Origin of the sequence: Actinoplanes regularis, assembly GCF_900188005.1 — a bacterium.
In the GTDB taxonomy this organism is placed as follows: Bacteria; Actinomycetota; Actinomycetes; order Mycobacteriales; family Micromonosporaceae; genus Actinoplanes; species Actinoplanes regularis.
This window is the reverse complement of sequence record NZ_FZNR01000002.1, coordinates 274,971-296,673: the sequence shown is the minus strand read 5'-3', so window position 1 is coordinate 296,673 and position 21,703 is coordinate 274,971. Positions and strand designations below refer to the sequence as shown.

Sequence of the window (21,703 nt, the reverse complement as noted above, 5' to 3'; positions counted from 1 at the left end):
ACAAGTTACTTGTATATTCGGCGACTATGAGATCAAGTTCGCGCGCCTCCCTGCGGGAGCCCTCGTACTTCGTTCTTGCCGCGCTTCTCGATGGACGACTGCATGGATATGCCGTGGTCAAGCGCGTGGAGGAGCTTTCCGGCGGGCGGGTGAAGCTCGCCGCCGGCTCGCTGTACTCGGTGCTCGACCGCCTGCTCGGCGAGGGCTTCGTCATCGCGGACGGCGAGGAGATCGTCAACGGCCGGGCCCGGCGCTACTACCGCCTCACCGAGAACGGTCAGGCGGTGCTCGCCGAGGAGGCGGACCGGCTGGCCAAGGCGGCCCGGGTCGTGCACGAGCGGCTGTCGAACCCGACTTCCCCCGGGCCGGAAACCGGTCTGCTACCCACCTGGAGGGCCCTGCCGGCATGAGCAACGACATCCTTGAGCGCCGCTATCGCACGCTGCTGCGGTCCTATCCGGCCGACTACCGCCACGACCGCCGCGACGAGCTGCTGGAGATCCTGGTCAGCGACGTCTCGCCCGCCCGGCGCTGGCCGGAGTGGCGGCAGGCGGTCGCCCTGATCCGCGGCGGCCTGCGCGTGCGGGCCGGCGGCGCGGCGGCGCGCCCGACCGCTGTCCTGCTCTGGCAGGGCATGCAGCTGGCGGCGCTGGCGGTGCTCGCCCTCGGCGCCCTGATCGGACTGGACGACCTCGCCGAGGCCGTCCAGTTCGGCGGCCTCGGCACCCCGCTGCGCGCGCATGGCCCGCTGCTGGTGCTCACCTCGGCGGCCTTCCTGGCCGTGCTCCTCGACCGTCGGCGGCTCGCCGCCGGCCTGGTGGTCGCCGCGATCGTCGTGCCGACCGCGATCTCGCAGTACCTGTTCGCCAACAGCATGCCGCAGTGGTGGGCGCCGGTCGTGGCGGCTCCGCTGGTGATCGCCGGCCTGCGTCGTCCCGCCGATGTGCCACCGGCCGAGCGCGGCAACGCCGTCCTGGTCACGCTCGGTGTGCTGGTGCTCCACCTGCTACCGGTCGACCGGCTGATGCTCGTCGACCCGGTGCGGCAGGTCCTCGCCGCGGGCGTGGTCGTCCTGGCAATGGGCGCCTTCCTGTGGGTCGCCTCGGCGGACCAGCGGATGCTGCTCGCGGCGGCGCCGACCTTCGCCCTGGAGACGCTCTACCGGGGCATGACCGATCCCCAGTCGCTGCTGTCGTTCTACCCGTCCGTGGGCCTGCCGTCCCTGGTCGCCGGTGTCGTCCTGGCCGCGATCGCGGTGGTGGCGACGCGGCGGCGTCAGGCTCGCGCCTGACGGTCCGCACGAGGTGCCGGGCGTCCGGTCCGCCATCCGGCCGGACCGGGCGCCCGCTCGTGTGTGCCGGCAAGATCAGGATGTCCGGGTACGTGCGGCGGGGCCCGACCCGTGCGGCACGGGACTCGGCTCGAGCCTGGCCACGGTGCCCCATCGGTCGTACCGCGAAATGGATCTTGAACTTGTTGCCGGTCGTTGCCGGCTGCGTTCCGGGGTCGCGGCCTGGCAGTGATTCAGGTCGAATCAGCCGGAGGTCGGAAGCAGGCCGGGGGTCGCGGCCTGGCAGCGACCCAGGTCGAAGATGCGGAGCACCTCGTCGGCGCGGCCCTCGAGCCAGGCCACTGTCGTCCCGTCGAAGGCGTCCGGGGTCTCCGACAGCGCGCAGAGCGCCCCGACCACCAGGCCGTCGGTGCGCAGCGGCACCCCGACATAGGACCGGATCCGCCCGAACAGCACCGAAGGCGGGAAGTGTCCCCAGCTGTCGGCGTGCAGGTCGCCGATCACCAGCGGGCTGTCCCGGCTGGTGACCCGCCGGCAGGGCGACCACTCGGCCGGCATGCCGCCGGGCTCGTCGAGCCCGGCCGGCGCCCCGGTGGCGGCCACGAACAGTACGGCGTCCTCCCGGACCAGGTTGACCCCGGCGAACGGCGTGCGGAGCCGCTCGGCGACGTCGTCGAGGATCATCCGCAACCGGTTCCGGACCAGCAGCCCGGCCGTGAACAGGTCGGTCACAGCGGCGGTCCGCGTGTCCACGAGCACGTCCAGAGAGCATGTCTCGAAGGCCGTCACTGACATCGAAGGTCCTTTCAACCGGTGACCCGCCGGCCTGGATGTCTCCTGGGCGACCGGTGCGTGGAAGCCAAGGTGCAAGTGGTCGGGTGCAACCGGGTAGCGCCGACGGTTGCGGTTCGGTTGTTAAGACCAAGATCAACCCCTGGAGGGCGTACGTCCGCCGCGCCACCCGTCACGCTGCGCGAACCTCCCATTTCACCTCCGTTACAGTTCGGGGTCTTGACAGATAACGAACGTCGATGGGTGAATGTGTTGGTTCCTGATCGGACAAGTGAATGATCAACTAACGTTTGCGTGTGAAGCCGTTTGGCTTTGAGGGGGCTCCATGTTCAATAACGTAAGTTTCGCGCGCCCTAAGATCGCCGCCAGCCTCGCCGCGGCCGCCCTCCTGCTCGGCGCGGGCGCCTGTGCCAAGAGCGAGGACTCCGGCGCCACGACCGGCACCGGTGCCGCGCCGGTCGCGTCGCAGGTGGTGCAGTCCGCCGCGCCGGGCGCCGCCACCTGCACCGCGGACCAGTACGGCGCCAGCAAGATCGACCTGAAGACCGCCTCCGTCGGCTTCTCCCAGTCGGAGAAGGAGGCGAACCCGTTCCGGATCGCCGAGACCCAGTCGATCAAGGACGAGGCCGCCAAGCTGGGCATCACCAACCTCAAGACCTCGAACGCGAACTCACAGTTCAACAAGCAGATCGCCGACGTCGAGCAGATGATCGACTCCGGAGTGCAGCTGCTGGTCATCGCGCCGCTCAACTCGGACGGCTGGGACTCGGTCTTCGCCAAGGCGTCCGCGAAGCACATCCCGATCGTCACGATCGACCGGAAGATCAACGCGTCCGCCTGCAAGGACTACCTGACCTTCATCGGCTCCGACTTCGCCGAGCAGGGCAAGCGGGCGGCCGACGCGATGGCCAAGGCGCTCGGCAACAAGGGTGAGGTGGCGATCCTGCTGGGCGCGCCCGGCAACAACGTGACCACGCTGCGGACCAGCGGCTTCAAGGACGAGATCGCCAAGGTCGCGCCGGACATCAAGGTCACGTTCGAGCAGACCGGCAACTTCTCCCGCGAGGACGGCCAGAAGGTCGCCGAGCAGTTGCTGCAGTCGAAGCCGAACATCAACGGCATCTACGGCGAGAACGACGAGATGGCCCTGGGCGCGATCACCGCGCTGAAGGGCGCCGGCAAGAAGCCCGGCGACGTCAAGATCGTCTCGATCGACGGCACCAAGGGCGCGGTGCAGGGGATCGTGGACGGCTGGATCTCCGCCGTCATCGAGTCCAACCCGCGCTTCGGCCCGCTCGCCTTCGAGACCGCGACGAAGTTCTTCGGTGGTACGCCGGTCGGCCAGGACATCGTCATCCAGGACCGCGCCTACGACGAGTCCAACGCCAAGAGCGACATCGGCAGCGCGTACTAGAGAGCGCTTTCCTGCGGGCACCCGGGCCGTCCGGCCGGGTGCCCGCCCGGCACCGAGGAGGGCGGCGTATGACGCTGCTGGAAGTCGCCGGCGTTTCCAAGATCTTCCCTGGTGTACGTGCTCTGGACGGGGTGTCCTTCACCCTGCGCCCGGGCGAGGTGCACGCGCTGGTGGGGGAGAACGGCGCCGGCAAGTCGACGTTGATCAAAGTGCTCACCGGCGTCTATCAGCCGGACGGGGGCGAGCTGCGCTACCAGGGCGAACCGGCCCGGTTCGGCACCCCGCTGGACGCCCAGCGTGCCGGGATCTCGACCATCTACCAGGAGGTCAACCTCGTCCCGCTGATGAGCGTCGCGCACAACCTGTTCCTCGGCCGCGAACCGCGCAACCGGTTCGGGCTGCTGGACGAGACCCGGATGGTCCGCGAGGCCACCGAGATCCTGGCCGGCTACGGGGTGCGCGCCGACGTGCGCCGCCGGCTCGGCACCCTGGCCCTGGGCGCGCAGCAGATGGTCGCGCTGGCCCGGGCCGTGATGATCGACGCCAAGGTCGTGGTGATGGACGAGCCCACCTCGTCACTGGAGCCGCGCGAGGTGGAGACGCTCTTCGGGGTGATCCGCGACCTGCACGCCCGGGGGATCGGCATCATCTACGTCTCGCACCGGCTGGACGAGCTCTACCAGGTGTGCGACGCGGTCACGATCCTGCGCGACGGCAGGCTCGTGCACACCGGCCGGATGGCCGACCTGGACCGCCGCAAGCTGGTCTCCCTGATGCTCGGCCGCGAGTTCGGCGCGGAGTTCACCGGCTTCAAGTCCGCCGACGACGGCCCGGCCCCCGCAGGCGAACGGCCGGTGCTCCGGGTGACCGGCCTGACCAGCCGGCCCCGGCTGCACGACATCAGCTTCGAGGTACGCCCGGGCGAGGTGGTCGGGCTCGGTGGCCTGCTCGGCGCCGGCCGCAGCGAGACGATCAAGGCGATCGGCGGGGCGTACCCGATCGACTCGGGCGAGATCGAGGTCGACGGCGTCAAACTTGGCCGGTCCGGCACGGTCCGCGCGGTCCGGGCCGGCGTGGCCACCCAGCCGGAGGACCGCAAGGCCGAGGGCATCGTCCCCGGGCTCTCCATCCGGGACAACATCGCCCTCGCGATCCTGCCCCGGCTGACCAGGATGGGCCTGGTCAGCGACAAGAAGATCGACGAGGTGGTGGCCACCTACATGAGCCGGCTGCGGATCAAGGCGGCCGGCCCGGACCAGGCGGTCGGTGACCTCTCCGGCGGTAATCAGCAGAAGGTGCTGCTGGCCCGGCTGCTCGCGACGGACCCCAAGGTGCTGCTGCTGGACGAGCCGACCCGGGGCATCGACGTCGGCGCCAAGGCCGAGGTGCAGGCGCTGATCGACGAGCTGGCCGCCGAGGGGCTCGGCGTCGTGCTGGTCTCCTCCGACGCCGAGGAGTTGGTCGAGGGCGCGGACCGGGTGGTGGTGCTGCGCGACGGTGCGGTGATCGGCACCCTCACCGGCGACCGGGTGACCACCGAGGCCCTGATGGCCACGATCGCGGAGGCCGCGGATGACCACTGAAGCCCTCACCCGCCCGCGGGCGTTCAGCGCGAGCTGGCTGCCGCGCTACGGCGTCTACGCCGCCATCCTGTTGCTGATCGTATTCAACATCGCGTTCACGCCGTACTTCCTGACCCTGAGCAACCTGCGGATCCAGCTGATCCAGGCGGCCCCGGTGGTGATCGTCGCGCTCGGCATGGCGCTGGTGATCGGCACCGAGGGCATCGACCTCTCGGTCGGTTCGGTGATGGCGCTCGCCGCCGCCTTCATACCCCTTTACCTGGGGTACGGGGTGATCGCCGCGATCGTCGTCTCGTTGCTCGCCGGCGTGGCGGTCGGGCTGATCAACGGTCTCCTGGTGGCGCGGGTCGGCCTGCAACCGATCGTGGCGACCCTGGCGCTCTTCGTCGGCGGTCGCGGCCTGGCCGTGGTGATCTCCGGCGGCCGCCTGCGGGACATCCGCAACGAGGACCTGCTCTACCTCGGCTCCGGTGACCTGCTGGGCGTGCCGGTGCTGGTCTGGATCGCCGCGCTGGTGGTGCTGGTGGTCGCGTTCGTGATCCGGCGTACCGTCTTCGGCCGCCGCCTGCTGGCCGTCGGCGGCAACCGGCCCGCCGCCGAACTGGCCGGCCTCCCGGTCAAGCGGGTGCTGATCGGCGTCTACGTGTTCTGCGCCGTGCTCGCCTCGATCGCCGGCCTGCTCTCGGTGGCCCGGATCCAGTCCAGCGACGCGTCGGCGGTCGGCCTGCTGATCGAGCTCTCCGCGATCACCGCCGTGGTGGTCGGCGGGACCCCGCTCACCGGCGGCCGGGTCCGGGTGCTCGGCACGGTGGCCGGCGCCCTGCTCATGCAACTGGTGGTGGCAACCATGATCAAACACGACCTCCCGCCGTCCACCACCGAGATGGTGCAGGCCGTGATCATTCTGCTCGCGGTCTACGTGGCCCGGGAGAGGAGGACCCGGTGACGATGTCCGTCACACTCCCCGCCGGCCCCGGCCGTCTCGCCGGGGTGGTGCAGCGTCAGGGCGCGCTCGCGGTGCTGGTCACCGTGGTGGTGATCAGTCTGGCCACGTTCCCGGGCTTCCGCAGCGCGGACAACGCCGGGACGATCCTGGTCGCCGCGGCCCCGCCGATGCTGATCGCGCTCGGCATGACCTTCGTGATCATCACGGGCGGGATCGACCTCTCGGTCGGCTCGCTCTACGTGCTCGGCGGGGTGGTCGCCGCTTGGGCGTCGCAGTACGGGATGCTCGCCGCCCTGGCCGCGCCGCTGCTGCTGTGCGGGGCGATCGGCGTGCTCAACGGGGTGCTGATCGCCCGTACCGCGATGGCGCCCTTCATCGTCACCCTCGCCGCCCTGCTCGGTGCCCGCGGGCTGATGCGCAGCATCAGCGATCAGGGATCGACCACCTACCTGGTCCGCAGCGACGCGTTCCACGAGCTGGGCACCGGCTCGCTGTTCGGCGTCGGGTACCCGGTCTGGCTCGCCGCCGTCCTGGTCGGACTGGGCATCCTGACGCTGAACCGAACCCGGTTCGGGCACGCCGTGCACGCCATCGGCGGCAGCGAGGACGCCGCCGCCCTGATGGGCCTGCCGGTGCGCCGCGTCAAGGTCTGGGTGTACCTGCTCTCCGGCCTCCTCGCCGGGCTGGCCGGGGCGATCAACGCTGCCAAGCTCGGCTCCGGCGTCACCGTGCTCGGCAGCGGCATGGAGCTCGACGCCATCGCCGCCGTGGTGATCGGCGGCACCCTGCTCACCGGCGGCTCCGGTTCCATCGCCGGAACGGTCGCGGGTGTGCTGCTGCTCGGCGTCATCCAGAACCTGATCAACCAGGTCGGGAACGTCAACAGCAACTGGCAACAGGTGATCAGCGGCGGTTTCCTCGCCGTCGTGGTTGTGGCCCAGACCTATCTGGTACGGGCCCGCCGAACCCATTCTCCTTAAGGAGCAAGCAGCATGCGCGCCCTCGTCCTCCGAGCGGTGGCCGCACTAGCGCTGGCAGCCGGTGGCATCGTCGCCACCAGCTCACCGGCCGCGGCCGTCACCCCCAAGACCCCGCCGCTCACCACTCCCTGGACCAGCCAGGTCTCCACCACCAACCCGCTTCCCGAGTACCCCCGCCCGCAGATGACCCGGCCGGACTGGCAGTCGCTCAACGGCGAATGGCAGTTCCTGAACCCGGACACGGTCGACCGCAACGCCGCCCCGCCGATCGGGCAGACGCTGCCGGAACGGATCCTGGTGCCGTACCCGGTCGAGTCCGCGCTCTCCGGGATCATGCGCAACGACAGCCGTGACCTGATGTTCTACCGCCGCACGTTCACCGTCCCCGCGGCGTGGAGCGGCCGCCGGGTGCAGTTGCACTTCGGCGCGGTCGACTACGAGGCCACGGTCTGGGTCAACGGCACCCAGGTGACCACGCACAAGGGCGGCTACGACCGCTTCGAAGTCGACATCACCCCGCAGCTGATCAGCGGGAACAACGAGATCGTCGTGCGGGTGTACGACCCGACCGACGGGCGTGGCGAGGAGCAGCCGGTCGGCAAGCAGACGAACAACCCCAGCGGCATCTTCTACACGCCCACCTCGGGCATCTGGCAGACGGTGTGGCTGGAGCCGACCGCCACGACGTCGATCTACTCGGTCGACATCTATCCGAACATCGCGGCCAGGACGGTCCGGGTGAAGGTCTTCACCCGGGGAACCGCCTCGAGCATCGTCGCGGAGGCGCTCTCCGGAAGCACGGTGGTCGGCAGCACCACCGGCGCCGCCACCGAGTTCACCGTCCCGGTGCCGAACGCCCGGCTCTGGTCACCCGACGACCCCTACCTCTACAACCTGCGGGTCTCGCTGCGGGACGCGAGCGGGGCGACCGTCGACCAGGTGGTCAACTACTTCGGCATGCGCGAGGTCGGCACGAAGCTGGTCAACGGCGTGCTGCGGCCCACCCTGAACGGCGAGTTCGTCTTCCAGGCCGGCACCCTCGACCAGGGCTTCTGGCCGGACGGCCTGTACACGGCGCCCACCGACGCGGCGCTCGCCTCGGACATCCAGAAGCACAAGGACCTGGGCTTCAACATGGTCCGCAAGCACATCAAGGTGGAGCCCGCCCGCTGGTACTACTGGGCGGACCGGCTCGGGCTGCTGGTCTGGCAGGACATCCCGTCCGGCGGGGACGCCACCAAGACGGCCGCGCAGATCGCCGAGTTCGAGAAGGAGGCTCGCGAGATCATCGACGAGCACCGGTTCAGCCCGGCGGTGATCACGTACGTGCCGTTCAACGAGGGCTGGGGCGAGTGGAACCTGGCCGACACCCAGCGGGTCACCCGGGACCTCGAGGCGTACGACCCGACCAGGCTGATGAACCCGCACAGCGGCTTCAACTGCTGCAACTCCAAGGGTGACCCGGGCACCGGCGACATCATCGACTGGCACATGTACACCGGGCCGGACGCGCCCGTGCCGTCGTCGACCCGGGTGTCGATCCTGGGCGAGTTCGGCGGGCTCGGGCTGCGCACGCCGGGTCACGAGTACAGCCCCAACGGGCAGTACTTCGCGTACGAGCAGATGGCCTCGAACGCGCACCTCAACGACCGGTTCACCGGGATGATCCGGGACTCCGAGCGGCTGATGACCTCGAAGGGCCTCTCCGGGTCCGTCTACACCGAGATCACCGACGTGGAGGGCGAGTACAACGGCCTCTACACGTACGACCGGCAGGTCCAGAAGGTGGACACCAACCAGGTGCGGACCGCGCTGACCAACCTGATCAACGCGTCGAAGAACCAGAACGCGGCGGTCCCGCTCACCCTCGGGCACACCCGGTCGTTCCAGGTGACCACGACCGGCTACACCAACCGGTACCTGCGGCACTCGGACTCGCTCGCGCGCACCGACGTGATCTCCGGGGACACCGCGCGGCAGGACGCGTCGTTCCGTACCGTGGCCGGCCTCGCCGACCCGCGCTGCTACTCGTTCGAGTCGGTGAACAACCCCGGGAAGTTCCTGCGCCACGCCTCCGGGCGGGTGCGGATCGACGCGGACACCGGCGGTACGTTCCGGGCCGACGCCACCTGGTGCTCGCGTACCGGGCTGGCAGCCGGGGGAATCTCGTTCGAGTCGTACAACTATCCCGGCTCGTTCCTGCGGCACCAGTCGGAGCTGGTGTACCTCGCCGCGAACGACGGCTCGGCGCTGTTCGCCGCCGACGCCACGTGGAACGTCGCCAACCCGGCGCAGTGGCGTAGCTCGGTGCTGCTGCCGTTCGACGTGCGGCGCTCCCTGCAGGTCACCACCTGGGGTTACACCGACCGCTACCTGCGGCACGCGAGCAGCCTGGGCTGGACCGAGCACGTCGACGCGGGCAGCAGCGCCCTGCTCAAACAGGACGCCAGCTTCACCCTGCGGCACGGTCTGGCCGACTCGTCCTGCTACTCGTTCGAATCGGTCAACTACCCGGGTCAGTACCTGCGGCACGCCGACAGCCGGATCCGGCTGGCGGGCAACGACGGCTCGGCACTGTTCGCCTCGGACGCCACCTTCTGCGCCCGCCCCGGGCTCGGTGGCCCCGGCGTGACCTTCGAGTCGATCAACTTCCCGGGCAGCTACCTGCGGCACTTCGACGCGCAGGCGTGGATCTCGGCCGGCACCGGCGCCGATCGGAACCGGCCGCAGCAGCTCTCCGCCGACTCCAGCTGGAATGTGGTCACCGGCTGGGCGTAGCGAACCGTACCTCGGCGGCGAGCGGCCGATGGTCGCTCGCCGTCCGGGGCAGGGCCCGCAGCCGGGTCACCGTCATCGAGCGGGCCAGCACCTGATCGATGCGGGCCACGGGCGCCGACGCGGGCCAGGTGAGGGCGAAGTCGGCCGGTGGGGCGGTCAGGCCGCGGCTGATCGGGAGCAGGCCCCGATCGTCCACAGTGGTGTTCAGGTCGCCGAGGACGAGCAGCCGTGCGACCGGGTCCGCCGCCACCAGCGCGCCGAGTCTGCGGGCGCTCTCGTCACGCCGGTCGGACGTGAGTCCGGCGGCGCCGACCCGTACGGACGGTAGGTGGGCGACGTAGACCGCGAGGTCCCCGGACGGGGTGCGGGCGACGGCCCGCAGCCCGCGATTCCAGTCCGTGCCCAGGTCGTGCGGCCGGATGTCGACCGGCGCGGCCTCGGCGAGCGGGAATCGGGACCAGAGCGCGACGGTGCCCCACATGGTGTGGAAGGGCAACTCCGCGTCGAGCACGGCGGCGTAGGCCGGCTCCGCCGCGGGTAGCACCTCCTCCAGCGCGACCAGGTCCGGGTGCGCCTCGAGCAGCGCGCGGGCGGTCGCGGCCGGATCCGGGTTCTCGTCGCTGACGTTGTGCTGCACCGCGATCAGGTCCGGCGCCGGGGTGTCACGGGGGAGCAGGTGACCGCCGAAGAGCGCCAGCCAGGCGGTGAGCGGCAGCAGGACGGCCGCGACGCCGATCAGCGAGCGCCGCAGCGCCGCGAGGGCGAGCAGCGCCGGGACGGCCAGACCCAGCCACGGCAGGAACGCCTCGACGAGGCTGCCCAGGTTGCCGATCGCGTTCGGGATCAGCCGGTGGAGGACCAGGACGGCGGCGGCCAGGAAAGCGACGATCAGGACCGGCATCGGGAGATGTTATCTTAGTTCGCATGCGAACTAACGAGACGGTACGGATCCCGGTCGCGACCGGGGGTGCGATCACGGCCACCATCTTCTCGCCCGCGTCCCCCGAAGCCGTCCTGGTCGTGCACTCGGCGACCGCGACCCCGCAGGGCTTCTACGCCTCGTTCGCGGAATACCTCGCCGGGAACGGGATCGCCACGGTCACCTACGACTATCGAGGCACCGGCCTGTCCGGTGCCCCACGCGACCACCGTGACCTGGGCATGCGTGACTGGATCAGCGCCGACGCGCCGGCCGTCGCGGCGTGGACCGCCGAGCGGTTCCCCGGCCTGCCGCGGCTCGCCCTCGGGCACAGCCTGGGCGGGCACGTCATCGCCCTCGGCGCCGCCGGCACCGGCCTGGCCGCGTCGGTGATCGTCGCCTCCCACCTGGCGAACCTGCGCACCATCCCCAGCCGCCTGGAGCGGGCCCGCGTGCGGCTGCTGCTGCACGTGCTCGGCCCGGCCTTCGGCCGCCTCCTCGGATACGTCCCGGCCAGCAAGATGGGGCTCGGTGAGGACCTGCCGGCCGCCGCGATGAAGCAGTGGGGTGCCTGGGCCCGGCTCGAGAACTACTTCTTCGACGACCCGTCGATGCGGGCCCGGGAGCGGAGCGCCGCCGTGACGGGACCGGTCCTGGCCGTCGGCACCTCCGACGATCCGTGGTCCACCCCGCCGCAGATGGACGCGCTCACCCGGCACCTGACCGGGGCCGAAGTGGAGCGACGGACGTACACACCGGCCGGCGCGGGCGTGCCGGCGATCGGGCACCACGGCCTGCTGCGCCGCTCGATGCGGGACGCCGTCTGGCCGGAACTGCTGGCCTGGTTGCACGCCCACGCGGCGAAGGCGACAAGATGACCGCGTGCGCCTGCCTCGCCTGATCTTTCTGCTCTTCAACGCCGACCGCGCGGTCCGGCGCTGGATCGACGCCCGTTCCGGGGACACCGGGATCGGCGCGGCCGGTGCCGGCGTGCTCTTCTACCTCGCCGGTCACGAGAACGCGCTGATCGGAGACGTGACCGCCGCCCTCGGCGCGTCGCCCTCCGGGATGAGCGGCCTGGTCGCCCGCCTGGAACGGGGCGGCTGCGTGACCCGCTCCCCGGACCCGGCCGACGCCCGGGCCGCGCGGCTCGCCCTGACCCCGCGCGGGCACGCCGCCGTCGGTCGTGCCCGGGACCTGGTCGACGACCTGAACGTGCAGCTCACCGCCGGCTTCGACGACGCCGAGGTGGCGGTGATCCAACGCTGGCTGGAGCACGTGACCCGGGTCTCGAACCAGCGGGAGCCGTTACTTTAGGTAACTGTCGGTCATTTTCTCCGGCCTCTCCGGAGGATCGGCGCTGGGTGGAGAACTCCGCACACTTGGTGAGTTCCTTCCTCCCGCCGCCTCCTAGGAGACCCATGACTGACTCCGTCGTCTACGACCAGATTCCCGTCGTTCGCGCCATCGGCAAGGGCACGACCTCGCTGGCCGCGTTCCATGACGCGTTGGTGGCGATGGAATGCGGTTTCTACAACCTGGTCCGCCTCTCCAGCGTCATCCCGCCCGGCACCAGCGTCGACGCGAGCGGCAAGGCGCCCGTTCCGACCGGCGCGTGGGGCGACCGGCTGTTCTGCGTCTACGCCGAGCAGCACGCCACCCAGATCGGCGAAGAGGCGTGGGCCGGGATCGGCTGGGTGCAGCGGCGTGACGGGCAGGGTGGCCTGTTCGTCGAGCACGAGGGCACCAGCGAGGCGTTCGTCACCGAGCAGATCAAGGCCAGCCTCCGGGAACTGGTCAAGGGTCACGAGGACGAGTTCGACGGCCCGGACTTCGTGGTCCACGGTGCCGTCTGCGACGGCGAGCCGACCTGCGTGCTGGTCCTCGCCCCGTACGAGACCATCGCCTGGAAGGGCGTCACGGCGACCACCGCTCCCGCGATGAACTGACCGACTGGTCTTTTCGAGGCCCCACCCCCACCGGGGGTGGGGCCTCGAGTCGTTGAGGAATCCCTATCGGACAGCAAACGAAGTCCCCGTTGCTGGCCTACCTCGACGAGTCGTACAGCCTCGACTGGTACTGCGTGGCGGCGATGCTCCGCGACGGCCCGGGAGTCAAGGCCATCGCCTCCGCGCTGGACGCCGTCGTGGTCAAGGCGGCCAAGCGCATTCCATGGCCGGGCCCTGAACACACGACGGCCCCGCTCGCGGCGGGGCCCAAGGCTGGGTCGGAAACGAGTCGTTTCCTGCACACCAGGTTTGTCGCGACAACTGAAGACGCAAACGCGGTTCGTGCCGGGTTGTCCTCCGGCGGGTGGTGGCGCGCAAGTCGGATCCCGAAAGCCGGCGGATTCGAGGATGATCGGACCGTGGGTGCGCTGGTGTTCGTTCTTGGCGTCTGGGCGGTATCGGGCGTGGTGTTCCTCCGGATCGGCGATCAGGGCGGCAGGGGCCGTGAGCGGGACTGGCGTTTCGTCCCGGTCCTGGCGGTCGGCTTCGCTGTCCCGCTCGGCGCGGCCTACGGGCTGGCGGACTGGTCCGGCTTCACGTCGTTGCTGGTGGCCGGTGTGGCCGCGTTCGCCGTCCTGTCCTGGCTGTTTCGTCCGGCCCGCGCCTGAGCTGCCGGGCGCCGGGCATACTCGGTCGTTGTGACGAACCGGACGCCTCGCCTCGAGATCGAATACTGCACACAGTGCCGCTGGCTGCTGCGGGCCGCGTGGCTGGCGCAGGAACTGCTCACCACGTTCCCACGGGATCTCGGCGAGGTGGCGTTGGTGCCGGGCATCGGCGGCGTCTTCGAGGTCCGCCTGGACGACGAGGTCCTGTGGAACCGCAAACCTGACGGCTTTCCGGACCTTCCGCAGCTCAAGCGCATGGTCCGGGACCGGGTGGCCCCCGACCGCGACCTCGGTCACTCCGACCGCAAGGACTCTCCGCCCGTCACTGACTGACTGTGGTTGCTTCGGCTGCGGGGACTCTCCGCTTGTCGCCGGCTGACTGTGGTCGCTTCGGCTGTGGGGACTCTCCGCTCGTCGCCGGCTGACTGCGGTCATTCCGGCGGTGGGGACTCCCCGACCGCCGCCGATCGACTCCGGTCTCGGTGATCCGGATCGGACGGTCCTCCCGTTCCTTCCGGCCGGGGTTTCGGCCCGCGGCCTGCTTTGGCGCCCGGTCCCCGGCTGCCTGGACGGAGGGGATGCGGCGGCTCCCGCTGTTCAGAGGTCGGGGCTGTCCGCCGGAGCCATCACGCGCAGGGCGTTGGCGTCGACGGCGATCCGCATCGGGGTGGTGCCGCGGGGTTCGCCGTCGACCTCGACCGGGGCCGGCCGGTCGGTCTCCAGCCAGAGTTCGCGGACCGCGAGGAACGGGCGTTCACGCAGCGTGCGGCGGTGACCCGTGGTGGCGTTGCGGGCTGTCTCGCGCAGCAGCTCACGCCGGGCCGGGCCACCCACGGGGTACGCGCCACCAGCAGCCGGTCGTCGGCGTGCGCGTCCGCGGTGATCGGGCGGCCGGCGTGGAAACCGCCGTTCGCGACGTACAGCTGATGGGTGTGGAATTCCAGTTCGTGGCCCTCGGCCCGGATCATGGCACGGAGGGGGCGGTGCCGGGCGAGCAGACCGAGCGCGGTGATCGGATAGGCCAGCCGTCCGGCCAGCCGTTTCAGCCGGGGCGGGGCGCTGGTCATCACCGCGGCGGAGAGGCCGACGCCGACGTGGTTGGTGAACGGTGTGTCACCGGCCAGCCCCAGGTCCACATCGATCACCTTGCCGTCGATCAGGGTGGTGAGCGCGGCGTCCAGATCCGGTTCGACGCGTACGGTGCGGGCGAAGTTGTTCGTGGTCCCGAGCGGCAGCAGGCCCAGCGCCACGTCCCGGTGCGCGAGCATCCGGCCGGCGGTGCTGATCGTCCCGTCACCGCCGCCCGCGATCAGCAGGTCCGGCCCCTTGTCCAGTGCGTCGGCGAGCAGCGGCTCCAGCTCCCCGGACTGCTCCAGGGCATGGTCCGCGAGCAGCTGGAAACCGGCCGTGAGCAGCCGCCGGCGGGCGTCCTCATAGAACTCCCGCCCACGCCGCGACCGGGTGTTGACGACGAGTGCCGCCCGGCGTTCCCGCCGGATGTCCTCGGTGAGCTGCTGCTTGCTCCGCACCCGCCGACCCTATCCGCCGGGCCCTCCCGCGCAGACGACTCGCCGCCGCCCGCGTTGATAAAGCCTCCGCGCTTGGAGCAGCCTCCGCGCTTGGAGCAGCCTCCGCGCTTGGAGCAGCCTCCGCGCTTGGAGCAGCCTCCGCGCTTGGAGCAGCCTCCGCGCTTGGAGCAGCCTCCGCGCTTGGAGCAGCCTCCGCGCTTGGAGCAGCCTCCGCGCTTGGAGCAGCCTCCGCTGTTGGGGGAAGCCTTTGTGGGCGGAGAAGCGCCTCCGCCTCTGAAGGCGCATCTGCCTTTGGAGAAGCCTCCGCCCCGGCAAGCGCGGTCGCTGCCCGTGTCCCTCCGAACAGGTCGGCAAACTGCGGAAACACGGATGCCCCACGGATCACGGTCCGCGGGGCATCCAGGGAACGGCTAAACGGGGTCAGGAGGTGGCGATGAATCCGGGGTGGGTGATCAGGAAGCTCTTGATGGTGTCCTTCTTGACCGCCTTGAGCATGTCCATGCTGTCCTCGCTCAGCAACTCGACACTTCTGCCGTTGATGGTGTCCGAGTTCAGCTTGCCGGCGTTGGTCTTGATGGTGATCAGGGTGTCCGGGTTCATGCCGCGCATCGCCATCGCCCAGTCGACCAGGGGGATCTTGCGGGTGTCGACCGTCATCGCCTTGCCGAACGCGCCGAGGATCTTCGGCAGCTTGGTCGGCGAGTTCATGCCGTCCTTCAGCGCCTGGTTGATGATCGCCTTGAAGAACTGCTGCTGGTGCCGCTGGCGGCCGTAGTCCAGGGACTTGTCCTCGAGCAGGTCACGCTGGCGGACGAAGTCGAGGGCCTGGGACGGGTTGAAGCAGCGGTTGCCCTTCTTGTAGATGTTCGGCGTCACGCCCGAGATCCTGCTGTTGATCGTGCCGTCCGAATTGATGCGGAACGGCTTGGCCGTGTTGCCGTTGCCGTCCTTGCCGAGGTGGATCGACGTGGTCGTGGTGTCCACGTACATGCAGATCCGGCCCAGGATGTTCACGACCTCGCGGAAGCCCTTGAAGTCGATGATCGCGCCGGCGTCCGGGGTGATCCCGGTGAGTTCCTTCACGGTCTTGGTGAGCAGCTCGAAGCCGCCCGCGAGAGCTTCCTTCTTCTTGAGCCCGCGGGAACCGAAGGCGAACGCGGCGTTGATCTTGTCGTGGCCGCCGGCGTACGACTGGACCCCGTTGTCGTACGCCGGGATGCTGACGTAGCTGTCGCGCGGGAGGGAGATCATGTAGCCGCTGCGGTGGTCCTTGTTGATGTGCAGCAGGATGATCGAGTCGGACCGGACCGGCTCGCCGTTGAGTTCGTCGGGCCGCTGGTCGATGCCGACCAGGAGAATGTTCTTGGCACCCTCCAGGCTGAGGTTCGTCTTCTCCGGCTCGTTGGGCCCGGTCGTGGGGATCAGGCTCTCCTGATCGATCTTGGAAGTGGCCGCGGCCAGCGTCGCCTTCAGGCCGATCACCCCGCCGCCGCCGGCGACCAGCAGCACCGACCCGAAGATTGCGGTCCAGAGGGCCCAGCGTGGGGTGCGGCGTCGGCGCTTGCTCGTCGTGGGCAAAGGGTCTCCTTGTTCAGGGGGCGTGCTCTCGCCGAAATGCCGGTGCCCCCAACGGACCGTGATCCGTTGGGGGCACCGGCGAAACGGCTGGTGGGTCAGGCGGTGGCGATGAATCCGGGGTGGGTCAGCAGGAAGGTCTTGACGGTGTCCTTCTTGATCGCCTTGAGCATGTCCATGCTGTCGTCGCTCAGTAGCTCGACGCTGCCGACGCCGGGCACGCTCTGCGAGTTCAGCTTGCCCTCGTTGGTCTTGATGGTGACCAGGGTGTCCGGGTTCATGCCGCGCATCGCCAGCGCCCAGTCGGCCAGGTTGATGCCACCGGCGTCGACCGTCATCGCCTTGCCGAACGCGCTGAGCAGCTTCGGCAGCTTGCCCGGATCGGCCTTCACGTCCTTCAGGGCCTGGTTGATGATCGCCTTGAAGAACTGCTGCTGGTGCCGCTGGCGGCCGTAGTCCAGGGAGTTGTCCTCGAGCAGGTCACGCTGGCGGACGAAGTCGAGGGCCTGGGACGGGTTGAAGCAGCGGTTGCCCTTTTTGTAGATGTTCGGCGTCACGCCCGAGATCTTGCCGCGGAGCGTACCGTCCGGGTTGATTTTGAACGGCTTGGCCGTATTGCCGTCCTTGTCCTTACCGAGGTGGATCGACGTGGTCGTGGTGTCCACGTACATGCAGACCCGGCCCAGGTCGGTCACGACCTTGCGGAAGCCCTGGAAGTCGATGATCGCGCCGGCGTCCGGCGTGATGCCGGTCAGCTCCTTCACGGTCATGGTGAGCAGCTTGAAGCCGCCCTCGAGCGCTTTGTCCCCCTTCAGGCCGCGGGAGCCGAAGGCGAACGCGGCGTTGATCTTCGACTTGCCGCCGCCGTACGACTGGGCGCCGTTGTCGAACGCCGGGATGCTGACGTAGCTGTCCCGGGGGAGGGAGATCATGTAGCCGCTGGTGTGGTCCTTGTTGATGTGCAGCAGGATGATCGAGTCGGAGCGGAGCGGTTCGCCGTTGAGCTCGTCGGGCCGCTGATCGATACCGACAAGGAGGAGGTTCTTTGCGCCGTCGAGACTGGCGTTCTTCTTCTCCTCGACCGGTTTCGCGGAGCCGAGCAGGTCTCCCTTGCCGACCTCGTCGGTGGCCGCGGCCAGCGTGGCCTTCAGGCCGATCGCTCCGCCGCCGCCGGCCACCAGCAGCACCGACCCGAAGACCACGGTCCAGAGGGCCCAGCGGGGGGTGCGGCGTCGGCGCTTGCTGGTCGTACGCAAGGGGGTCTCCTCATCTGGGGGGCGGGCTTTGCGTCCCTTGAAATCTAGGACGGTCCTTCCACCCATGAAGACGGGTGCGGCAGGCGGAAAGATTGCCTGCGGCAGGTGGATTTTTTCTGAGCGACAGGTTACGGGAAGGTGAACGTCCGCGTTTTGGTAGCCTTCGTCGCCGAACGCCGCTTGCCTGTTGCCCCCCAACTAGACACCTTCCGTTAACCTTCGCGCCGCCGAGGCGACCTACCGTCCAGGCAGCCGAGGACCCGCGGTATCCGACAAATCCTTTCCCGCCGTAAGTGAGTCGCCATGTCCGCAAAGCCGGATGTCAGTGTCGTTATCCCGACGTGTAACCGGCCGGACCTGGCCGTCCGGGCCGTCCGTAGCGCCCTCGGGCAGACGCATCAGAACCTTGAGGTCATCGTCGTCGTCGACGGTCCCGACGAGGCCACCACGGCGGCGCTCGACGAGGTCGGTGATCCGCGGCTCAACGTAATCGTGTTGCCTGAGCGCGGCAAGGCCCCGAACGCCCGTAACACCGGTGCCCGCAACGCCCGCGGCCGCTGGACCGCGATGCTCGACGACGACGACGAGTGGCTGCCCACCAAGGTGGCCCGGCAGCTGGAGCTGGCCGAGGCCGCGGAGGTGGAGTCGCCGGTGGTGGCCTGCCGCATGATCAGCCGGACGCCGCGCGCCGACAACATCATGCCGCGCCGGCTGCCCGAGCCGGGTGAGCCGATCAGTGAGTATCTCGTGGTCCGGCGCGGCCTCTTCTATGGCGACGGATTCGTGCAGACCTCCTGCATCATGGCGCCCACCGCGCTGTGGCTGAAGGTGCCGTTCACCGTCGGCCTGCGCCGCCAGCAGGAGCTGGACTGGACGCTGCGGGCGCTGCGCGAGCCGGGCACCCAGCTGATCTACGCGGACGAGCCGCTGGTCCTCTGGCACCAGGACGAGAACCGTGAGCGGATCAGCCTGGAGAACCCGTGGGAGGAGCAGCTGGCGTGGCTGCGGAGCAGCCGTGACCTGTTCACGCCCCGCGCCTACGCGGCCTTCACGCTCAGCGTGCTCAGCTCGATGGCCGCGTCGACCCGCGACGGCAAGCTCTTCCGTGAGCTGCTCGCGGAGGCCCGCGAGCACGGCCGCCCGGGCACCGTCGACTACCTTACGCACATGCAGATCTGGGCCCTGCCGCCGAGCGTCCGCCACCGCCTGCGCGATGTCGTGATCGGTCGCGGGAGCAAGAACCAGCAGCCGCGGCCCGATGCCGACTGAGCGCCGGGTCGCGATCTGGCGCAGCGCCATGCTGCCCGGATCCGAGACGTTCATCCGCAATCAGGGCGACGCGCTGACCCGCTGGACCCCGACGTATGTCGGCGCCACCCGGATCGACTCGGTGCTCTCCCGCCCCGACGACGTGATCGCCTTCCCGGAGGGCAAGGGCTTCCTGCGGCTGCGCCTCACCGGCACCTCGCCGCTACTGCAGAAGACCCTTTCCGCCGTACGACCGGCGCTCGTGCACGCCCACTTCGGCGGCGACGGCTGGCTCGTCAGTCACTCCGCCGGGCAGCTCGGCGTGCCCCTGGTGGTCACCTTGCACGGGCACGACGTGACCCGTCAGCCGGCCAGCTCCGGCGCCAAGGGGGTGCGCTACCGGCGCAACCTGCAGACCGTGTTCCGGCGGGCGTCGCTGGTCATCGCGGTCTCCGGCGAGATCCGCAAGCAGGCGATCCGCTGGGGTGCCGACCCGTCGAAGGTCAAGGTGCACCACATCGGCATCGAGGTGCCGGAGGCGGTGGCGGAGCTCCCGAAGAAGTGGGACGTGCTGTTCATCGGCCGGTTCGTGGCCAAGAAGGGCATCGACGACCTGCTCACCGCGCTCGCCGCGATCGAGCCACGGCCCCGCGCGCTGATCGTCGGCGACGGCGAGCTGATGCCGGCGATGCGGGCCCGCGCCGAGGAACTGGGCCTGGAGGTCACGTTCACGGGCAGTCAGTCCCCCGACGAGGTACGCCGCCACCTGCTCGAGTCCCGGATCCTGGCCTGTCCGTCGAAGACCGCGCCGGACGGTGACACCGAGGGCCTGCCGACCACGATCCTGGAGGCGGCCGCGCTGGGCCTGCCGGTCGTCGCCACCCGGCACAGCGGCATCCCGGAAGCGGTCGTCGACGGCGAGACCGGCCTGCTGAGCCCGGAGGCGGACCCGGCCGCGCTGGCCGTCTCGATCGAGCGCCTGCTCGGCGACGAGGACCTCCAGCGGCGGCTCGGCGCGCAGGCCCGCAAGCACGTCATGGCGAACTTCGACCTCGTCGAGCAGACCCGGCGACTGGAACTCCTCTACGACGAGGCGCTGGGCTGACCGGAGCGTGACCGCTGGTCGTGATGGCGCGACCAGCGGCTCAGGCCGCGGCTGCTCAGGCCGCGGCTGCTCAGGCGCGGTCGAAGTGCTGCGCGACGGCCCCCAGCCCGAGGGTGAGTGCCGGCCCGGGCAGCCGGGAGCCCAGCCCGTACCGGCGTCCCGGACTCTCCCGGTCGACCAGGTCCTGCCAGAGCCGCGCGACCGGATCGTCGTCGACCGGATCGTGGCCGGCCGGCAGCTTGTGACCGGCCGCCCGCAGCAGCAGGGCCAGGTCGTTCTCCTGGCGCAGCCGCTGTTCCTCGAAGATCCGGCTCCACTGGAGCAGCGAGATCGACCCCTCGACGGTGTCCGGCACCGTCTCGTCCAGCAGCGGCAGGGGGCGTGCCGCCACCCACGCCGCCAGCCGCGTCCCGCTCACCGTGCCCGGGTCGGCGCCCTCGCTGCGGGCCAGGGCGTACGACAGCAACGCGGTCGTCTCCACCAGCAGATGCTGCACCGGGACCGGCCCGGGCGGTTCCAGCCACCAGTGGTCCGCCTCGAGCAGCGCGGCGGCGTGCCGGGTCGCCGCCCGCCACCAGCCCTCGTCCCCGGCGGCCAGCGCCTCGGTGTAGGACCACAGGAAGGTCACACTTCCGTGCCTACCAGCGCCGTTTGACACGAGTCAATCACGCGCAGGCGTGGCAGCGGCGGACCCGCGCCGGGCGTCCCGCGCCGGCCATCGACAGTCGTTCAGCTCCGCGTCCGGCACGGCGGGCCGCCAGACGGTTCCGGCGGATTACCGCGAAGGCCGCGTCGCGAGTGGCTGGCGTGGCTAAAGTGAAGAAATGCAGACAATCAACCACAAATTAGGCAAGGCCGCGTTCAGCTGCTCGCTCGCCTTGGCGGTCTCCGCGGGGACGGGCGTAGCGGCGCTGACCGTCGACCTCGCTCTGACTCCGGGGGTCGCCGCCGCGGCGATCGCCCCCGAGCACCTGAAGGACGCCCTGCTCGCCGTCGGTGACCTGCCCAAGGGCTATGCGTCGATGCCGGACGCGTTGAAAGCCTTCTCCGACGTGGACGTCACCGCCGGCACCAGGGCCGGCGTCTGCAAGACGGCGACCGGCGCCGCGGTCCCGGAGCGGCCGGTCGCGCCCGGCGAGCCGACCGGCCCCGGCCTCCCGGTGCACCCGAACCCCCGGATGGCCATCGCTGATCGCAGCGGGCCCGGCGAGGACAAGGGTGGCAGCGGCTCGGTGCGAGCCGCCTTCATGAAAGGCGACCCCGGGCCGATCCTGCTCGAAGTGATCAACCCGGCCGGGGACCGGTCCGCCGCCATCGTCGACGCGGTGGCCGAGGCTCCGCGCCGCTGCCCCATCTACGAAGAGGGCAAACCCGGATCGTCCGGCGCGCTGCACATGGCCACGCTCCCGCTCGACGTGCCGAAGTTCGGCGACAAGTCCGCGGGCGTGCGCTTCGAGGTCGAACTCACCAACCCGCGAGCCACGGTGCACGGCAAGATGGTCGCGGTCTCCGTCGGGGGAGTGGCCGTCACGGTGCTGCTCGCCAACCTGGAGGACCCGGACCAGAAGGAACTCGTGGCGATCGCGGAAGCCGCCGTACAGAAGATCAAGTCCAAGGAATAGATGGACCGTGCCCACCGGGCCTGTCCCGCGGAGCATGCCGACCGCGGC

The 21,703-nt window shown here is 70.0% G+C and carries 21 protein-coding genes; 15 read left to right on the top strand and 6 right to left on the bottom strand.

The genetic code is table 11. The annotated features are described in order from the left end of the window. The first annotated feature begins 26 nt into the window (after positions 1-26). Positions 27-410, top strand: coding sequence for a PadR family transcriptional regulator (locus tag CHC09_RS06505; protein ID WP_089292074.1), 384 nt, complete (start codon positions 27-29; stop codon positions 408-410). Further along, positions 407-1,291: a hypothetical protein gene (locus CHC09_RS06500; RefSeq protein ID WP_089292073.1), complete on the top strand. Its 885-nt coding sequence runs from the start codon at positions 407-409 to the stop codon at positions 1,289-1,291. Before CHC09_RS06505 ends, CHC09_RS06500 begins: the two co-directional genes overlap by 4 nt. A 243-nt stretch (positions 1,292-1,534) precedes the next feature. Here the strand turns inward: CHC09_RS06500 and CHC09_RS06495 are convergent, their stop codons facing one another. Next, on the bottom strand, positions 1,535-2,086 hold the full coding sequence (locus CHC09_RS06495; protein WP_089292072.1) for a GAF domain-containing protein: 552 nt from the start codon (positions 2,084-2,086) through the stop codon (positions 1,535-1,537). A gap of 322 nt (positions 2,087-2,408) precedes the next feature. Here CHC09_RS06495 and CHC09_RS06490 point away from each other — a divergent pair, with 322 nt between their 5' ends. The 5 genes from CHC09_RS06490 (at position 2,409) to CHC09_RS06470 (ending at position 9,784) form a co-directional block, all read left to right on the top strand. After that, complete coding sequence (locus CHC09_RS06490) at positions 2,409-3,497, top strand: ABC transporter substrate-binding protein (RefSeq protein WP_089292071.1); 1,089 nt, start codon at positions 2,409-2,411, stop codon at positions 3,495-3,497. A gap of 68 nt (positions 3,498-3,565) precedes the next feature. After that, complete coding sequence (locus CHC09_RS06485; RefSeq protein WP_089292070.1) at positions 3,566-5,080, top strand: sugar ABC transporter ATP-binding protein; 1,515 nt, start codon at positions 3,566-3,568, stop codon at positions 5,078-5,080. After that, positions 5,070-6,026, top strand: a complete 957-nt coding sequence (locus CHC09_RS06480) for an ABC transporter permease (protein ID WP_089292069.1) — start codon at positions 5,070-5,072, stop codon at positions 6,024-6,026. Before CHC09_RS06485 ends, CHC09_RS06480 begins: the two co-directional genes overlap by 11 nt. A gap of 2 nt (positions 6,027-6,028) precedes the next feature. Next, complete coding sequence (locus tag CHC09_RS06475) at positions 6,029-7,006, top strand: ABC transporter permease (RefSeq protein WP_089292068.1); 978 nt, start codon at positions 6,029-6,031, stop codon at positions 7,004-7,006. A 12-nt stretch (positions 7,007-7,018) separates the two neighbouring features. Beyond that, positions 7,019-9,784, top strand: a complete 2,766-nt coding sequence (locus CHC09_RS06470; RefSeq protein WP_089292067.1) for an AbfB domain-containing protein — start codon at positions 7,019-7,021, stop codon at positions 9,782-9,784. Here CHC09_RS06470 and CHC09_RS06465 read toward each other — a convergent pair. After that, on the bottom strand, positions 9,768-10,685 hold the full coding sequence (locus CHC09_RS06465) for an endonuclease/exonuclease/phosphatase family protein (RefSeq protein WP_089292066.1): 918 nt from the start codon (positions 10,683-10,685) through the stop codon (positions 9,768-9,770). The genes CHC09_RS06470 and CHC09_RS06465 overlap by 17 nt on opposite strands. A 23-nt stretch (positions 10,686-10,708) precedes the next feature. On the opposite strand from CHC09_RS06465, the gene CHC09_RS06460 reads away from it, so the two are divergent. The 5 genes from CHC09_RS06460 to CHC09_RS06440 all read left to right on the top strand — a co-directional run bounded on the left by CHC09_RS06460 (position 10,709) and on the right by CHC09_RS06440 (position 13,653). Beyond that, positions 10,709-11,581: an alpha/beta hydrolase family protein gene (locus tag CHC09_RS06460; RefSeq protein WP_089292065.1), complete on the top strand. Its 873-nt coding sequence runs from the start codon at positions 10,709-10,711 to the stop codon at positions 11,579-11,581. Positions 11,582-11,585: 4 nt separating this feature from the next. After that, positions 11,586-12,020 carry a MarR family winged helix-turn-helix transcriptional regulator gene (locus CHC09_RS06455; RefSeq protein ID WP_089292064.1) on the top strand — a complete coding sequence of 145 codons (435 nt, stop codon included), beginning with the start codon at positions 11,586-11,588 and terminating at the stop codon, positions 12,018-12,020. A 104-nt stretch (positions 12,021-12,124) separates the two neighbouring features. Beyond that, the gene (locus tag CHC09_RS06450) at positions 12,125-12,652 is read left to right on the top strand and encodes a pyruvoyl-dependent arginine decarboxylase (protein ID WP_089292063.1); all 528 of its coding nucleotides are present in this window, start codon (positions 12,125-12,127) and stop codon (positions 12,650-12,652) included. An 89-nt stretch (positions 12,653-12,741) separates the two neighbouring features. Next, positions 12,742-13,320 (top strand): hypothetical protein, encoded by a 579-nt coding sequence (locus CHC09_RS44950; RefSeq protein ID WP_143232226.1) that lies wholly within the window; start codon positions 12,742-12,744, stop codon positions 13,318-13,320. Between the two features lie 30 nt (positions 13,321-13,350). Then, positions 13,351-13,653, top strand: a complete 303-nt coding sequence (locus CHC09_RS06440) for an Rdx family protein (RefSeq protein WP_089292061.1) — start codon at positions 13,351-13,353, stop codon at positions 13,651-13,653. A gap of 293 nt (positions 13,654-13,946) precedes the next feature. Here CHC09_RS06440 and CHC09_RS06435 read toward each other — a convergent pair whose 3' ends face one another. The 3 genes from CHC09_RS06435 to CHC09_RS06420 form a co-directional block, all read right to left on the bottom strand. Further along, the gene (locus CHC09_RS06435; RefSeq protein ID WP_239138198.1) at positions 13,947-14,849 is read right to left on the bottom strand and encodes a diacylglycerol/lipid kinase family protein; all 903 of its coding nucleotides are present in this window, start codon (positions 14,847-14,849) and stop codon (positions 13,947-13,949) included. A gap of 420 nt (positions 14,850-15,269) precedes the next feature. Beyond that, positions 15,270-16,427, bottom strand: coding sequence for an LCP family protein (locus tag CHC09_RS06425; RefSeq protein WP_089292060.1), 1,158 nt, complete (start codon positions 16,425-16,427; stop codon positions 15,270-15,272). Between the two features lie 95 nt (positions 16,428-16,522). After that, positions 16,523-17,680 (bottom strand): LCP family protein, encoded by a 1,158-nt coding sequence (locus tag CHC09_RS06420; RefSeq protein ID WP_089292059.1) that lies wholly within the window; start codon positions 17,678-17,680, stop codon positions 16,523-16,525. A 303-nt stretch (positions 17,681-17,983) separates the two neighbouring features. Here CHC09_RS06420 and CHC09_RS06415 point away from each other — a divergent pair, with 303 nt between their 5' ends. Both CHC09_RS06415 and CHC09_RS06410 read left to right on the top strand, forming a co-directional pair. Further along, positions 17,984-18,949: a glycosyltransferase family 2 protein gene (locus CHC09_RS06415; RefSeq protein ID WP_089292058.1), complete on the top strand. Its 966-nt coding sequence runs from the start codon at positions 17,984-17,986 to the stop codon at positions 18,947-18,949. Beyond that, positions 18,939-20,033 carry a glycosyltransferase gene (locus CHC09_RS06410; protein ID WP_089292057.1) on the top strand — a complete coding sequence of 365 codons (1,095 nt, stop codon included), beginning with the start codon at positions 18,939-18,941 and terminating at the stop codon, positions 20,031-20,033. Before CHC09_RS06415 ends, CHC09_RS06410 begins: the two co-directional genes overlap by 11 nt. 70 nt (positions 20,034-20,103) lie before the next feature. Here CHC09_RS06410 and CHC09_RS06405 read toward each other — a convergent pair whose 3' ends face one another. Further along, complete coding sequence (locus CHC09_RS06405; RefSeq protein WP_089292056.1) at positions 20,104-20,661, bottom strand: hypothetical protein; 558 nt, start codon at positions 20,659-20,661, stop codon at positions 20,104-20,106. A 196-nt stretch (positions 20,662-20,857) separates the two neighbouring features. Between CHC09_RS06405 and CHC09_RS06400 the strand changes: the two genes are divergently transcribed. Further along, positions 20,858-21,655, top strand: a complete 798-nt coding sequence (locus CHC09_RS06400) for a hypothetical protein (RefSeq protein WP_089292055.1) — start codon at positions 20,858-20,860, stop codon at positions 21,653-21,655. Positions 21,656-21,703 lie beyond the last annotated feature (48 nt).

Bases quoted from the DNA above. Each gene is read 5' to 3' on its own strand.
- CHC09_RS06485 (WP_089292070.1), top strand. From the start codon at position 3,566: ATGACGCTGCTGGAAGTCGCCGGCGTTTCCAAGATCTTCCCTGGTGTA.
- CHC09_RS06480 (WP_089292069.1), top strand. From the start codon at position 5,070: ATGACCACTGAAGCCCTCACCCGCCCGCGGGCGTTCAGCGCGAGCTGG.
- CHC09_RS06400 (WP_089292055.1), top strand. From the start codon at position 20,858: ATGCAGACAATCAACCACAAATTAGGCAAGGCCGCGTTCAGCTGCTCG.
- CHC09_RS06460 (WP_089292065.1), top strand. From the start codon at position 10,709: ATGCGAACTAACGAGACGGTACGGATCCCGGTCGCGACCGGGGGTGCG.
- CHC09_RS06415 (WP_089292058.1), top strand. From the start codon at position 17,984: ATGTCCGCAAAGCCGGATGTCAGTGTCGTTATCCCGACGTGTAACCGG.
- CHC09_RS06495 (WP_089292072.1), bottom strand. From the start codon at position 2,086: ATGTCAGTGACGGCCTTCGAGACATGCTCTCTGGACGTGCTCGTGGAC.
- CHC09_RS06465 (WP_089292066.1), bottom strand. From the start codon at position 10,685: ATGCCGGTCCTGATCGTCGCTTTCCTGGCCGCCGCCGTCCTGGTCCTC.
- CHC09_RS06500 (WP_089292073.1), top strand. From the start codon at position 407: ATGAGCAACGACATCCTTGAGCGCCGCTATCGCACGCTGCTGCGGTCC.
- CHC09_RS06410 (WP_089292057.1), top strand. From the start codon at position 18,939: ATGCCGACTGAGCGCCGGGTCGCGATCTGGCGCAGCGCCATGCTGCCC.
- CHC09_RS06475 (WP_089292068.1), top strand. From the start codon at position 6,029: ATGTCCGTCACACTCCCCGCCGGCCCCGGCCGTCTCGCCGGGGTGGTG.
- CHC09_RS06470 (WP_089292067.1), top strand. From the start codon at position 7,019: ATGCGCGCCCTCGTCCTCCGAGCGGTGGCCGCACTAGCGCTGGCAGCC.
- CHC09_RS06505 (WP_089292074.1), top strand. From the start codon at position 27: ATGAGATCAAGTTCGCGCGCCTCCCTGCGGGAGCCCTCGTACTTCGTT.
- CHC09_RS06490 (WP_089292071.1), top strand. From the start codon at position 2,409: ATGTTCAATAACGTAAGTTTCGCGCGCCCTAAGATCGCCGCCAGCCTC.
- CHC09_RS06450 (WP_089292063.1), top strand. From the start codon at position 12,125: ATGACTGACTCCGTCGTCTACGACCAGATTCCCGTCGTTCGCGCCATC.